Genomic DNA, 13,830 nt, shown 5'->3' on the forward strand with positions numbered 1-13,830 from the left:
GTTCATCTCCATCATACTCAGTTAATTGATTTAGTTAATTGATTGATTTACTACACACCCACTAAATGACTCGAAATATTGCTTGTTTGTTTTTGCATTCTGGTCTGATAAGACAAGTACGCAGCCACAACAAATAAAACACCTTCTAATAAAAAGACAAAAGCATAGGCTGAAGCGGGATCACCCAAAATGATTCTGGCAATATCGCTTAAACCAGTTCCAATAATTCCACCTAAACCAAAAGCCATCGCTTGCGATGCGCCCCATATCCCCATACGAACACCCTCACGCCGTGCGCTGCCGATACTCGCAAATTGCATCATCGAACCGATGGCAGCAATCGAAAATGCGCCATTAAAGATGCCCAATAAGAAAACGGCCACCTGAAAGAAAATGACATTGGCAATCGGGCCAGATAAAACCAGACCTAACATCGCTAAGGCTGAAGCGAGGCACCCACCAATCGTCCAAGTACTCAATGACGTTAAAGTCTGAGATTTAGCCTGGCTCGTAATAAAGGCTAAAAAGAGCATTCCAATGAGTACGCCACCATTTTGCAAGCCAGATAATGTCGTTGTCTCTGCAGGTGAGAACCCAAAGGCAACTGCAGCAAAAGGTTCTAAGATCAAATCTTGTGAGCTATAAGCGAGCATGGATACAAAGACAAACCAAGTAAACGAACGCACCCTACTTTCTTTCCAGACCTCAGCAAAGGCTTCACGAAAACTCGCTTTACTTGGATTCTCTGACTCCGCTTCATCTACGCCCGGTATTAACTGGACAGTTTTAGCAACGGGTGACTCCATTCCCCAGATTGCCAAGAATGTGACTATCACGGCAATCACCGATACGGTCGATGAAACTATTAATAGACGCTCAAATGAAAATGGTGTGAGGAACTTGCCACTGACGCTAGCTGTAAAAGCAAACCCAAAAATCATCATCAACCAAACGCAAGTGGCAGCGGCAGCCTTCTTTTTAGGCTCGACTCTTTTTGCTAGAAGTACGAGCAATGCAGTGCCACTTGAACTCACACCAATACCGATCATTAAAAAGGCAAGGGTTGCCAGTGCAATGCCCAAAACAACGGAACTGCTTAAAAGAATAGTCGAGGCAGCAGCTAATACGCCGCCACTAGCTAATACCAATATTCCTCCACGAATCCATGGGCTGGCTCTGCGTGTTTGATCGGAACCAAAACCCATTCTTGGTCGTATTAACTGAATAAAATAATGGATTGTCACCAATGCACCAGGCAAAATTGCAGGAAGAGCTAACTCAATCACCATCACCCGATTTAAGAGTGAGGTCGTTAACACCACAATCGATCCCAAAGATGCCTGGACCAAACCTAGTCTGGCAATTTGGGGCCAAGTGAGATAAGTAGTTTCAGGAGTGCTCATAGTTCAATTAATTTACCGAGAAACGTCCTGCCACTGCAAATGCACTGACCATCATTCCTGCAACAAACAATGGCACCCCAAAACCACTCAGAAATAATGCGCGCTTGACTGGATCTTGTAAAAAATAATGCATCATTTTGATTTGTCCGCCGATAAGCAGCAAGATCACGAATGCTTGCCAATAAGCACCCCATACTAATAAGAGTCCAATAACGCCAAACTGTGGCGCTAACATCATGAGGCATGCATTCTCGGCCGCACCAGCGATACCAAGTTGAACTGGTAGTGAAAGCACGCCCATCTTACGGTCGCCTTCAATTGCCTTGAAATCATTTAAGGTCATGATGCCGTGCGCACCAATGCTATACAGAATGGCGAGAAGAATCGATGGAGTGGAAGGTAGCAAGTCACCCATCATCACTGCTGAACCTGTAAACCAGGCCAAGCCTTCATAAGAAATTCCGCAAGCAGCATTACCGTACCAGCCGTTTTGTTTAAAGCGGAGTGGCGGCATGCTGTAAAGCCAAGCTAGTAAGAGCCCTAACAAAGTCGCTGCAAATGCCCAAGGACTAATCAGCCAGCCCAATAAGAGTGATAGGCCAGTCCAAATACAGGCAACATACAGACCCCAAGTACCAGGCATGCGGCCAGAAGGGATTGGACGCTGTGGTTCATTGATGGCATCCACCTCGCGATCAAACCAATCATTGACCGCCTGACTAGCAGCGCACACCATGGGACCAGCAAGAATCACACCAGCAATTAATAAATGCCAACGTCCCTCAAAGGAAACGCCAGTAGCAATCACGCCACAGGCAAAAGCCCACATTGGCGGAAACCAAGTAATGGGCTTGAGTAATTCTAGAATAGCGGATGGCGCGGGGAAACGGCGCACAGTCAATGTATTTATGATCGCATCCCCCACTTCCAAAGACGCTCGCTTGAGAAAGGCACCACCATCAAAATATGCTCTAAGACTGCTAGCGACAAAATAGCGCCAGTCAATGACATGGAGGCAACCTGAAAGTCACTTGAACTAGGATGGACTGCAGAAAGCCACAAAGGAATTGCGCAAAGAACACCGCCGATCACTGATAGCGGGAGCAAAGGGTTCATCGGCTTACACGTGAAATAGGTAAATATGTACTTGAGATGATTTGGCAAGAAACGTTCATTGAGATTTGCAACACCCAAAAATACGTTGAGCTTAGCGCTCTGACGCATCAACCAGAGGATGATAAAAGTCCAGAAGCCCGTTTGGTTAGAACCACCCCAAGTCATTACTGTCACAGCCAATGCCAAGACAACTAAAGCAATTTCATGATGCTGAATTGTCTGGAACGCAAAATACATCTTTTGTAAGCCCCGACAGTTTTCTGGGCATGGCTCTCGACGAGGGCCAGTCACATAACCAAATAAGAAACCGATTTCTTGCCAACCCCAAACTAGTATTGCGCAAGTAAAGCCACAATAAGCGCCCGCTACCGTACTTAAATTAGCGCTGGTTTTTAATCCCACCAAAGCCAAGGCCAAAACCATACCGCTTACCCAAAAGGTATTTTTATAGGTCGAAGGATTGCGCTGGTTTAGTAAGAGAATGATCCCAGTGCTAAACCACCATATAAAAATCGCGTAGAGGATAGGCCAAACAATGCTCATCAAATTACCAGGTAGGAACCATACGAACGTTAGCAGGCAAGGTGTTGTCTTGGACCGGAATAAAGTACAGCTTTACGAACACTAAACCAGCTCTGGCACCCAAAACAGCAGACTTCACTTTATTGATCAGACCACCCTCTTTTTTATAGGCATCCATTTTCTCAAACAGTGCTCTCATCTCTTCAAGATAGCGATAGAAACGAGGATCATCTAGATTCACAGAAATTGGGAACACCTGCTTAATAATTTCGTTAGTGATGAACAATACTTTCTTATCGTAATCCGTTGGAGAAATCTGCATCGCCTTGTAGAGCTCAATACGGGTATGGTCACGAACATACATCGTGGCATATACCGCAAGAATGAAGAAGCGAATCCATAGCTTATTAACGCCTTGGAGTAACTTTGGATTAGCGCGCATGATCAGTGCAAATGATTCACCATGGCGGAACTCGTCATTACACCAGCGCTCAAACCATAAGAAGATCGGATGAAAACGTGTTTCAGGGCGACTTTCAAGTTCCCGGAAAATAGTGATGTAACGGGCATAGCCGATTTTCTCGGAGAGATAAGTAGCGTAAAAAATGAACTTCGGCTTGAAGTAAGTGTATTTCTTAGCTTTCGCTAAAAAGCCTAGATCAATACCAATATTGAAGTCCTTGAGCCACTGGTTAATAAAGCCAGCATGCCGACTTTCATCTCTGGCCATATAACCAAAGAGATTACGCATATCTGGGTTACTAACCTTACGCTTAATCTCGGCATACAAAATGCAACCAGAGAACTCAGAGGTAATCGAGCTGATTAAGAATTCAACAAACTCATCGTATAAGGCGGGATGGAGATTGGAATAATCCTTATCCATGTCCGCAGGACGCTGGAAGTGATCCGCATTATTGTCACCCTCATACTCTGCCATCAATGCATCCCACTCTGGCCGCAAGGAATCAATGTTAATGCGATCCATCTCTTTAAAATCGGTCGTATAAAAGCGCGGGCTTAATACCGCATCTTCCAACGCCATCTTGGTGGACTCATTAACTGATCCCTTTGCAGGGATCTGACTTTGCAACATGCTTTCTGCGCTATCTAAATTCATTTCCAACTCCAATAAATATTTATGACTTATTCACTGCTACAACATTTGACGCATTAAATAACCTAAAAAATGTTCCCGCATTGGTAGGACCAAAAGACTCTAAATCCACCAGGCGGCCCGTTGCGGTATCCGATAAAGTTAGGCGGCCATCGGCGCGATAAATTAACTCAAATGGTGGCCCGCTATCCAAGCCTCTACGTTTTCTTTCTTGCGCAAGGCCACGTAAAGTACCTCTTACAAAACCCGCCTCACCTTGAACAGCCTCAATTTGCTTGCCAGACTTGTAATCGATTACTGCAATTGAGCCATCAGGACGATCCTCAAAACGTAGCTGTAATACTTTTACTGGGGATGCATCGGGCTCACGTACGGTACTCAGGTCACGACTATTAATAAACACTAGCAGCAAAACAATGATGATCACATCAGCGATCAGCATCTTCCCAACAGGAGATAAAAAATCTTTCCCTTGAGTGACGCTCATGCTGTTTGCGCTCCCGCATGATTATCCAAGGCAGAAACTCTTGGATCTACTTTTACCGCAAAGCCACTGGCCTCGCTCCATGCCTGGGTAAGTAAACTCGCAACCTGCTGCGCTTCTGGAACACAGCGCATCATCGGCTCTGGTTTTGCCAAGCGCCATGGGCGTGCATGAGGCCACAAATGAGAGAAGGCAATCTTATCTTCAGTGGCAATTTGCATTGGAATATCACCAGTGCCATCTTTATATAGCTTCAGATCTGCGCTCTTCAGTGATTTATAGGGCAGATTAAAGGTCACTGTAAGAACAATGCCCACCCTCATCACAATACGACGATTTGTTAAGGTATACATAGTGGTGGTGGCTGACCAGTAGGCCAATAGACCTACCAGCAGCAAACCAATGAGCGCTAAAAAAACAGCAAGAGCAACACTACTCCAACCTGCAGCTAACCCGCCTTCACTCCCCGCTACTGAAAAGACCTGCAACACCACAATCACCGCAAAATAGACTGCGAGCCACTGCAGACGAAATACATGCTTAGCCATGGCTATCCAATTTGGAGCGCCTTGCCAAAGAATTTTTTCGCCAGCAGGTAATGGTTCGGGCAACCCTAAGGCTGCCTCGAACTCATGTTCTGCTGATTCATATGGTTTTTGATTCACAAAATACTTTCTACTTTCAATTTATAGCGATTTAAATGAGGGGCTCTTGACGCTCAGGGGTTGCATACAAAGTACCGCCACCGTAGTAAGCCATGATCTTTTCTTCCTCTAGCAGGGTAATTTGATCCTGGCTCTTTAAGCCTGGTACCAAAGCGAATTGATTGCCAAGAATCGATTCCACCTTGATAGAGTTTTTACCAATTCTAGAAAAATTCATTGGCAGCAACACTCTTCTGCCGCCAAACTCTGGCAAGGTTTCAATTTCAAAATAGCGAATCACGACTTCAGCCTGGTCAATCCAGAGTTCTTTAACGGTGCCAGCTACTACACCATCATCACCGACTACCTGCATGCCAACAGGAGTTTTATCTTGCTTGGCAACACTAAATTGACCCAGTAAGCGGCCTGGCAGAATGCGCTTTTGGCCTTCCGATGTCATATCAGGAATATCGGCGCGCTTCGTATATGCGCCTGGCCCCACTCCATCTAACATGGGATTGCCTGTTGGCACTAAAGGGGCTCCATTGAGATAGCTTGAGGGTCTTGCAGCAACTGATTCAAGCGGCTCATCTTTAGGAACAGTCACATCACCCCAAAACTCGGTATGGAAAGTCTTTGGCATCGGCATGCCAGCTATTCCCGCCGCTCGCCTAGTCTCACCGCGAACGTCATACTCTAGCGGAAAGCCTTCACGCTTACTTTCTACAGTAAGGTAATAAACGAGGGCCGCAAAAAATACCCAAAATGCATATAGAACCAATTGTGCAACATCTACATACTCTGTAATTGCTCCGGTTGCCATCTTGCTCTCCCTTTTAACAATAACGCTTATTGAGAAAAAACATACTTTGCTACTACTTAACTTGGTAATTCATCTAAACCAAACTTCTTTGAAACATTCATTACGGCATGCTTATTCATCACCACTAAAGGCCCAATGGCGATCAATGTAGCGAACAGTAAATAAAATTCAATGTGATACACAAAGCTATAACCTGTAGCAGTGGAAATGAGGCCGTCTCCTAAAACACCACTAGTCGCTAGACTAGAAATGACATCCCGTATCACTCCTCCAGCTGCAATCGCAATACCAGATGCAGTAGCATGCACCGCACCCCAAGCACCAAGGACTAAACCATTCATCCCGCCTGACTCAAAACTCATTGCGGCAGTTAAAGTGCTAACCGCAAATAATCCGCCGCCAAAACCAATCAAAAATGCACCGCAACGAAATAGCAAAGGTGAAAGTAATGGTTCGGAAAAAATTACGCAGCTAAATGCCAGAATTCCAAACAAGGCGCCAATGGAAGCAAGACGATAGGGATCAATCGTGCGATTTAAGTAACGTGCAGCTACACCAAATGCAAGTAGCGCACCTAATGAAGTAAGACTGGTTAACACTGTCGTAGCGCTAACTGATAAGCCCAGCACTTCAGCGCCATAAGGCTCCAAAATAATGTCTTGCATGCTAAATGCGGCAGTGCCTAAACCTAAGGCTAGTAAGAAGCGCATTACTTTGCCCTGCTGAGAAAAGGTGGCCCAAGTTTCTTTAAAGCTTGGTGTTGGAATGGAGTGCGCGGTTAAATGAGGTTGGCGAGGTTCTTGTTTCCAGGCGGCAATTAAATTTAGTATCAAAGTGGTTGCTGCGACACCCTGCACTACCCGTATCAACAGAATGGGTGTGATATCAATCAGCAAATAGCCAAAGATGGCGCTACTGACTGCCATACCAACTAAGAGCATCATGTACATCATCGCAACTACTCTCGGTCTAGCTTCTGGCTGGGCAAGGTCTGATGCTAGAGCGAGGCCAGCAGTTTGAGTCGTCTGCATGCCAGCGCCGACCAATAAGAAGGCAAGTCCAGTTGCTCCTTGCGCAAACCAAGCAGGCCAGGTGGTATCGCCAGACAACAGGATCAGTGCAAAGGGCATGATGGCAAAGCCACCGAATTGCAACCAAGAGCCAATCCAGATATAGGGTACCCTGCGCCATCCCAAAAATGACTTATGACTATCACTCTTAAAGCCAACTAGCGCTCTAAAAGGAGCAAACAACAGCGGCAAGGCAACCATAATAGAAACTAAAGCGGCGCTCACTTGCAACTCAATAATCATCACTCGGTTAAGCGTGCCAATCAGCATCACCATTGCCATGCCAACAGAGACCTGAAATAGTGACAGCCTTAAGAGACGACTTAATGGCAAATCTTTGGTGGCGATATCGGCAAAAGGTAAGAACCTTGGACTCACTCTCTTCCAATTTTCAAATAACTCTTTGCCACGCCAGGTCAGAGTAAACATTTTCATGGTTATCGCGCTTTACTCTGATCAGATGGCTTTTTGCTTAAACGCATAGCCTGTGAAAAATAAAATGCGCGTTGCACTTTTTGCGTACTCACTGGTGCCCAATCTACCAAACCATCATGCTTACTAAAGGTCCTTGTGAGGGAGTCAATCGAAATCGGCTGAATAAATGGTGATCGATCGCTTCTCGGAAATACGCTACCGATGGTCAATAAGGTACTCAGTGCTGCATTGTTGGGAGCAAAGGTAAAGGCAATATTGGCTCGGGTACGAGCAGCAAGCTTTGCCATCGCATCAGCAATATCCAAATGGTGATAGTGAATCATCGAATCCATGCAAACTACATGATCAAACTCACCTAGAGAAGGATCTAACATATCGCCAGAGCGAAACTCAATGGAGCCAGAGCCAACATCTTGACCAATTCTCTCGCGAGCCAAATCAACTAAGGTCGGTGATAAATCAATCGCGACGACATGAGCGCCCCGCTTTGCTAAATCGGCTGCTAAGACTCCGGTTCCACAGCCAGCATCCAAAACGCGCTGGCCGGTCAAATCACTCGGTAAATAACTGAGCAACACATGGCGCATCTCTTCGCGCCCAGCACGAACCTTGGCACGAATACCGCTTACCTTAGCAGTGGACGTGAGCTTTGCCCAAGCGTCTACCGCAGTGCGATCGAAATACTCTTGGAGCTGACTGCGCTTTTGGGTGTAAGAATTTTCAAGCATCAAATCATCGCCTATCAATTATTTCAACCATGGGGAATAGATGTAGGCCAATAGATGGGCTATTGCCGCTACGAAGCCAAAAAATTGCGTCCCTTGTACTAGGCTGCGATGCAACTCTTCTGCTTCTGCCGTAGTCAAACCTGTCAAGGTTGTAGCTGAAGCTCGGGCCATTACTGCCTGAACGCTTGCCATTGCAGGATTGAGAGTGGCAGCTGCCAACTTTTTTTTAGCCTCATCCAAACGGGCCATGCGCAACTTCCAAATAAATTGGCTGGCATTAATCACATAGGTCGCATAAGCAGCTAAAGCGAGCAACATGAGTTGGGTTTGATCTAAATACCCTGTTCCTAGGGCTACCAGATATAAGGTATGTAAAAGTAATACCAACATACTGAATACGTCTTCCCAGAAAAATGCTGGGGCAAATAAATAACAATTGAAAACCACTTTTTCCCAAATACAACCGGTAATCATGATGGTATAGAGCGTGAGTGTTTTAACTACTACTGAAATATTTGCTGCTTGCTCACCTTCTCCAGTGAATAAAAAACGCAGAACGAGATAAAGGCTAACTAGGAAAACAACAAACTGAATGGGCGCTAAAATTCCTTGAACTAGAGTCCATTTAGTTGCATCCCTTCTTACCCTCTCTTCTGGGGTATAAAGTGGTCTATAAGTATTTTCCATGCGCAGTCTGCTAAATTTTCTAAAACACCTCTAAAACAATGAAGAGCCCACTTTTAAAGTCTAAAAGTGTCAACCAAAGTTTACGGTATTTGGGAAAATATACCCCTCGGGGTAACCCTATTATTAGTAGTATCCCTATGGCAATTTATGGAAAAAGAATGCCAAATGAAGTTGTTATAAATTTGTTACAAATTAGCCCCCTTAGAGGGCAAAGAACTCATTAATTTTTGCGGTGCAGCATTTAGCATCCATCATTTGTATTAATCACTGCATCCTAAGGAGATGGGTTTTGTCGGACTCGCTGAAAAAAACATACCAGTCTAGTTTAGGCGAATTAGATAGCGCGGAAATGATGCTGTGGCTCAATAAAACCATAGAGTCAGAAATCATTCCCCGCTTACTGATGGGGCAAAAGCTGGAATCAGCCAATCGGCTTGCTGATGCTCAAAGTAGCAACATCGAGGTGAAGCAGGCGGAAATTATCGATTTTTGCCAGACTTTGCTAGATGGCCCCATAGCGGACTGCTTCACTTTTATCGATCAAATGCAAAAATCGGGCCACAGTCTGGTATCGCTCTATATGAATTTGATTCCAGCATCGACTAGGCGCTTGCAACAGCTCTGGGAAACCGATGAAAATAGCTTTACAGAGGTGACTTTGGCGCTAGGCAGAGCCCAGAATCTGATTCATCAGCTCAGCCCTGCCTTTATGAGCCAAGGCAAACTCTCTGAGTACCAAGGAAATGCTCTCCTGATCAATGCTCCAGGATCACAACACACCCTGGGCATCCTGATCATGGGTGAATTTTTCAAATTGAACGGCTGGAATACGACGGTCGAAATTGAAACGACCAGTGCCGGCCTCCAGGATCGAATTCGTACACAAGCTTATGATTTATTAGCAATTTCTATCTCCTGTGAGGATCAATGGAGTACTATGGAAACATTGCTCAATGAAGTAAAAAAGGTCTCAAAAAACAAGGGGATACTGACAATGGCAGGTGGCCCGTTATTCGATTTCAAACCGGAACTCATTCAAGAGTGTTCCGCAGATGTTTGCGAGCTCACAGCTGAAGCGGCCATTAAAAAAGTTTCAGACTTGATAGCACAAAAATCTGCCTTAAATTAATATGCCCATCTCACATCATCCAGACAAACTCTTCGCAGAATTAAGCGGAAAAGAGCTCAGTCAGATAGCGCGAGCATCGGCAGATATCTCCTTTGTTTTGGATGACCTAGGATCGATACAAAGCATCTACTCAGATAATAAAAATTTATCCAAACAAATTTCAGAAGATCTGATTGGGAAAAAATGGTCAGAAGTAGTAGAACCTGATAGTAAAAAGAAGGTTCAAAGCTTGCTAGACGATGCCAGCCCAGACACCATCACTAAGTTTAGACAAATTAATATGATTGGCAATGAGAGAAACGTAGCGTTGCCAATGATGTGCGCTTCCATCAAAACATCGTCGAATCAAAAGATTATCGTTATTGGCAGAGACATCACCGAGGTCTCTCGCTTGCAGCAAAATTTAGTGTCGGCTCAAAAAGAGATTAGTCAAAATTATCTACAAATAAGCCAGATTGAAGAACGGTTTCGATCTATCTTTGAAATTGGTACAGAGTCTATCGTCATCGTTAAAGCAGATGATGCATACCCGATCATCGAGATGAACAGAAATGCCATTAAGCAGCTGCTTCTTGCTAAAAATAATTGCATTGGAAATTCGCTTCTATCGCTCTTCCCTGCTGGTGAGCTAAGTAAGGCTGCGAATTTTCTGGAAGGTGTTCAAGAGACAGATGAGCCTAGTATCCTAAAAACAGTATTGAGCAATGGCGAAGCAACTCAAATTAGTGCAACTTCTTTTATAAACAGTGGAATTCCCTACTTACTGCTGAATCTGAAGCCGCTGGATTTAGCTAAAGCATCTAGCCTATTAGATGCTGACTCGTTAACCGTTAAGGCGATTGAAAATAACGCCTATGGTTTTGTTGTTTGCACCCCAGAGGGTCTGATTCTGAAGACAAATAAAGCCTTCAATAAACTCAGCGCCACCAGGGGTGAGCAAGAACTCATTGGTACCAATATCCGAAATTACTTAGGGCCAGAGAGAACGGATTTTGATCAAATGATGCAATCCTTACAAGGCAAGGCTAGCTCACAATCTTGCGTCTCTTCGATCACTAACGCCACGAGTAGCATTAAGTTAGTGGATATTTCCGCGGTATCCGTAGCGCAACCACGCGCCTGCATTGGCATGATCTTTCGCCAAGTAGATTCGAGGCAAAATAAAGGTGCGCGCATCGACAAAAAACTCGTGCGTAGCTCCCAAGAACTATCAATGCTAGTTGGAAAAGTCCCTTTAAAAGATATTCTCGCTGAAACAACCGACTTAATTGAGCAGCTTTGTATTAAAGCCGCATTAGATCTGACTCAAGATAATCGTGTTTCTGCCTCGGAAATCTTGGGACTATCAAGACAAAGTCTGTACATCAAACTCAGAAAGTACGGTCTCGTAGACCTCAATAAGGATATTGATTAGAAAGTCAGTGATGAGCAGTCAAGTTGCACTGATGGTTCTTGTAGATATCCAGTCATCAGCAAAAATCAGTGGCATTTTAAGGCTCATGTTTGCAAGGCTATGGCTTTGGTCGACGCCAGGTCTTGAGTTTTTCAAACATATGGGCTCAGGAAAAAATGGTGGTTTCTCCATTCATCCAAGTGGAACCCATCAAGCGCTTTTTTGTGTGTTTCAAGATGGCGCGAGTCTCGATGCATTTTGCCAATCCTCTAAGCTCCTACGATGGTACAAAGAGCATGCAGAAGAATTCTTTTCCGTAAAGCTAAAAGCGTATTCACTAAAAGGCCAGTGGTCAGGATTCGTTCCGCAAATTACAGCGCAGGCTCCACAATCAGGCCCAATTGTTTCAATTACCAGAGCTTCAATTAAACCTATCTATTGCATACCATTTTGGCGCAAGCAACCTGCAGCAGAAGTGTCTCTTGAACAATCATCGGGCTGCATCATTGCTGCTGGTGTTGGTGAGGCACCTTTTTTTCGTCAGGCTACTTTCACAATTTGGGAGTCCCAAGCAGCCATGGATGAATATGCCAGGCAGGGAGCGCATCAGCAGGCTATCCGAGCAGCCTTAAGCGGTCATTATTTTTCTGAATCGATGTTCTCTCGCTACCTACCCTTTGATGTGCAAGGTAGCTGGAAGGGTCGTACTCTTGGCTAAAGCTCCCGTCATTATTATTGGTGGTGGCATTGGTGGACTGACTTGCGCCCTTGATCTCGCCTCCTCTGGCGTTGAAGTTATCTTGGTTGAAAAAGAAGCTCAAATTGGCGGCAAGATTCGTCAAATCAATTGCTCTGATGATCCTCTAGCACCTGCGCCCATTGACTCTGGACCTACTGTCTTTACGATGCGCTGGGTCTTTGATGCTCTTTTTGAAAAGGCTGGCACCACTTTAGAGTCTGAGTTAAGTCTGGAGAAACTGAATATTCTGGCGAGGCATGCCTGGAGTAAAGATGAAAGATTGGATTTATTTTCAGATGTAGAGCAGTCAGCTCAAGCGATTGCAGAGTTTTCTTCTCCTGCAGAAGCAAAACGGTTTCTCCAATTTTCTGCCCAGTGCCGCGATCTCTACAAGGCGCTTGAAAAGCCTTACATGCTTTCAGCTAAGCCAAACTTTGGGGGCATGATTGCTGACTTAGGCATTTCTGGATCAAAGGTCTTATATGACATTGGCTCATTTAGCACCCTCTGGAAATCCTTAGGAAATTACTTCCATGATCCTCGATTGCATCAATTGTTTGGTCGTTATGCTACCTATTGTGGTTCATCCCCATATGAAGCGCCTGCCACCCTGATGCTCATTGCTGATGTTGAAACCCAAGGAGTATGGGCGATTGAAGGCGGCATGTATAGCCTCGTTGCGGCCATTCGTAAGTTAGCACAGGATAAAGGTGTGCAGTTAATGACTGGCAAAGCTTGTGAAGAAATCCTTCTCAAGAATGGCAAGGTCAGTGGAGTTCGGCTAGCGGATGGCACCCTGCTCTATTCAGATCATGTTATTTTCAATGGCGATCTTGCTGCCCTTCAAACTGGCCTGCTCAATGCAGAAGGCATCAAAGCATTCAATGCAAAGATGGCTCCGCCATCACCTGCCAAGAGATCGCTTTCTGCCATTACTTGGTCAATGAATGCCAAGGCAGATGGCTTCCCTTTGCTGCGACACAATGTTTTCTTCAATCAAGACTATCAAGCTGAGTTTGACGACATCTTCAATAGGGGCCGCCTCCCCCGTAAACCCACCGTCTATGTCTGTGCCCAAGATCAAGGGGATAGCTACCAAGCCAAACCCGACTTACAAAGACTGCTCTGTCTGGTGAATGCCCCAGCCAAAGGCGATCAATCTGAATTTAATGCCCAGGAAATCGAACAATGCGAACACGAAACCTTTGGTCTTCTGCAACAATGTGGTTTGAACATCGATTTGGACAGCGCAATATGTCACCGTACGACACCCGCTATTTTCAACCGTCTTTTTCCGGCGACGGGCGGAGCCCTCTATGGCCAAGCCAACCATGGATGGATGGAAACTTTTGGGCGAGCTTCAGCGCAGAGTCCAATTCCGGGACTACTACTAGCGGGGGGCAGCGTTCATCCGGGGCCGGGAGTTCCAATGGCAGCCCTATCGGGACGCATGGCGGCCGCAACCCTGATGGGACACCTCGGTTTGACCAAGCTGTCGGGACGAACGCTTATCTCTGGTGGTACATCGACGCTCTGAGTG

14 protein-coding genes are annotated in these 13,830 nt (G+C 45.3%); 4 read left to right on the forward strand and 10 right to left on the reverse strand.

What is annotated here, in order from left to right:
* Window positions 1-50: 50 nt before the first annotated feature.
* The 10 genes from ICN29_RS02405 to bchF are packed head-to-tail and all read right to left on the reverse strand — an operon-like array spanning window position 51 to window position 9,029.
* Window positions 51-1,403 carry a BCD family MFS transporter gene (locus ICN29_RS02405; RefSeq protein ID WP_216129363.1) on the reverse strand — a complete coding sequence of 451 codons (1,353 nt, stop codon included), beginning with the start codon at window positions 1,401-1,403 and terminating at the stop codon, window positions 51-53.
* Window positions 1,404-1,410: 7 nt separating this feature from the next.
* The gene (chlG, locus tag ICN29_RS02410) at window positions 1,411-2,298 is read right to left on the reverse strand and encodes a chlorophyll synthase ChlG (RefSeq protein ID WP_216129365.1); all 888 of its coding nucleotides are present in this window, start codon (window positions 2,296-2,298) and stop codon (window positions 1,411-1,413) included.
* An 11-nt stretch (window positions 2,299-2,309) separates the two neighbouring features.
* Window positions 2,310-3,062: a putative photosynthetic complex assembly protein PuhE gene (gene puhE / locus ICN29_RS02415; RefSeq protein WP_216129367.1), complete on the reverse strand. Its 753-nt coding sequence runs from the start codon at window positions 3,060-3,062 to the stop codon at window positions 2,310-2,312.
* Between the two features lie 4 nt (window positions 3,063-3,066).
* Window positions 3,067-4,161, reverse strand: a complete 1,095-nt coding sequence (gene acsF, locus ICN29_RS02420; protein WP_255538028.1) for a magnesium-protoporphyrin IX monomethyl ester (oxidative) cyclase — start codon at window positions 4,159-4,161, stop codon at window positions 3,067-3,069.
* A 19-nt stretch (window positions 4,162-4,180) separates the two neighbouring features.
* A complete protein-coding gene (gene puhC / locus ICN29_RS02425; RefSeq protein WP_255538029.1) occupies window positions 4,181-4,645 on the reverse strand; it encodes a photosynthetic complex assembly protein PuhC in 465 nt (154 codons plus the stop codon).
* A complete protein-coding gene (gene puhB / locus ICN29_RS02430; protein WP_216129369.1) occupies window positions 4,642-5,307 on the reverse strand; it encodes a photosynthetic complex putative assembly protein PuhB in 666 nt (221 codons plus the stop codon). Before puhB ends, puhC begins: the two co-directional genes overlap by 4 nt.
* Window positions 5,308-5,338: 31 nt before the next feature.
* A complete protein-coding gene (gene puhA / locus ICN29_RS02435; protein ID WP_216129372.1) occupies window positions 5,339-6,109 on the reverse strand; it encodes a photosynthetic reaction center subunit H in 771 nt (256 codons plus the stop codon).
* Between the two features lie 56 nt (window positions 6,110-6,165).
* Window positions 6,166-7,614 carry a BCD family MFS transporter gene (locus ICN29_RS02440; protein ID WP_304609953.1) on the reverse strand — a complete coding sequence of 483 codons (1,449 nt, stop codon included), beginning with the start codon at window positions 7,612-7,614 and terminating at the stop codon, window positions 6,166-6,168.
* 2 nt (window positions 7,615-7,616) lie between these two features.
* On the reverse strand, window positions 7,617-8,342 hold the full coding sequence (gene bchM, locus ICN29_RS02445; protein ID WP_216129374.1) for a magnesium protoporphyrin IX methyltransferase: 726 nt from the start codon (window positions 8,340-8,342) through the stop codon (window positions 7,617-7,619).
* 18 nt (window positions 8,343-8,360) lie between these two features.
* Complete coding sequence (gene bchF, locus ICN29_RS02455) at window positions 8,361-9,029, reverse strand: 2-vinyl bacteriochlorophyllide hydratase (protein ID WP_255538030.1); 669 nt, start codon at window positions 9,027-9,029, stop codon at window positions 8,361-8,363.
* Window positions 9,030-9,261: 232 nt separating this feature from the next.
* On the opposite strand from bchF, the gene ICN29_RS10780 reads away from it, so the two are divergent.
* Genes ICN29_RS10780 through crtD form a run of 4 tightly spaced genes read left to right on the forward strand, consistent with a single transcriptional unit; the run spans window position 9,262 to window position 13,827 of the window.
* Window positions 9,262-10,158, forward strand: a complete 897-nt coding sequence (locus tag ICN29_RS10780) for a cobalamin B12-binding domain-containing protein (RefSeq protein ID WP_216129377.1) — start codon at window positions 9,262-9,264, stop codon at window positions 10,156-10,158.
* A 1-nt stretch (window position 10,159) separates the two neighbouring features.
* The gene (gene ppsR, locus ICN29_RS02465) at window positions 10,160-11,572 is read left to right on the forward strand and encodes a transcriptional regulator PpsR (protein WP_216129379.1); all 1,413 of its coding nucleotides are present in this window, start codon (window positions 10,160-10,162) and stop codon (window positions 11,570-11,572) included.
* Window positions 11,573-11,582: 10 nt separating this feature from the next.
* On the forward strand, window positions 11,583-12,269 hold the full coding sequence (locus tag ICN29_RS02470) for a spheroidene monooxygenase (RefSeq protein WP_216129382.1): 687 nt from the start codon (window positions 11,583-11,585) through the stop codon (window positions 12,267-12,269).
* Window positions 12,262-13,827: a 1-hydroxycarotenoid 3,4-desaturase CrtD gene (gene crtD, locus ICN29_RS02475; protein ID WP_255538031.1), complete on the forward strand. Its 1,566-nt coding sequence runs from the start codon at window positions 12,262-12,264 to the stop codon at window positions 13,825-13,827. Before ICN29_RS02470 ends, crtD begins: the two co-directional genes overlap by 8 nt.
* The last annotated feature ends 3 nt before the right edge of the window (window positions 13,828-13,830 follow it).

It is taken from the genome of Polynucleobacter nymphae (assembly GCF_018882155.1).
Classification (GTDB): domain Bacteria; phylum Pseudomonadota; class Gammaproteobacteria; order Burkholderiales; family Burkholderiaceae; genus Polynucleobacter; species Polynucleobacter nymphae.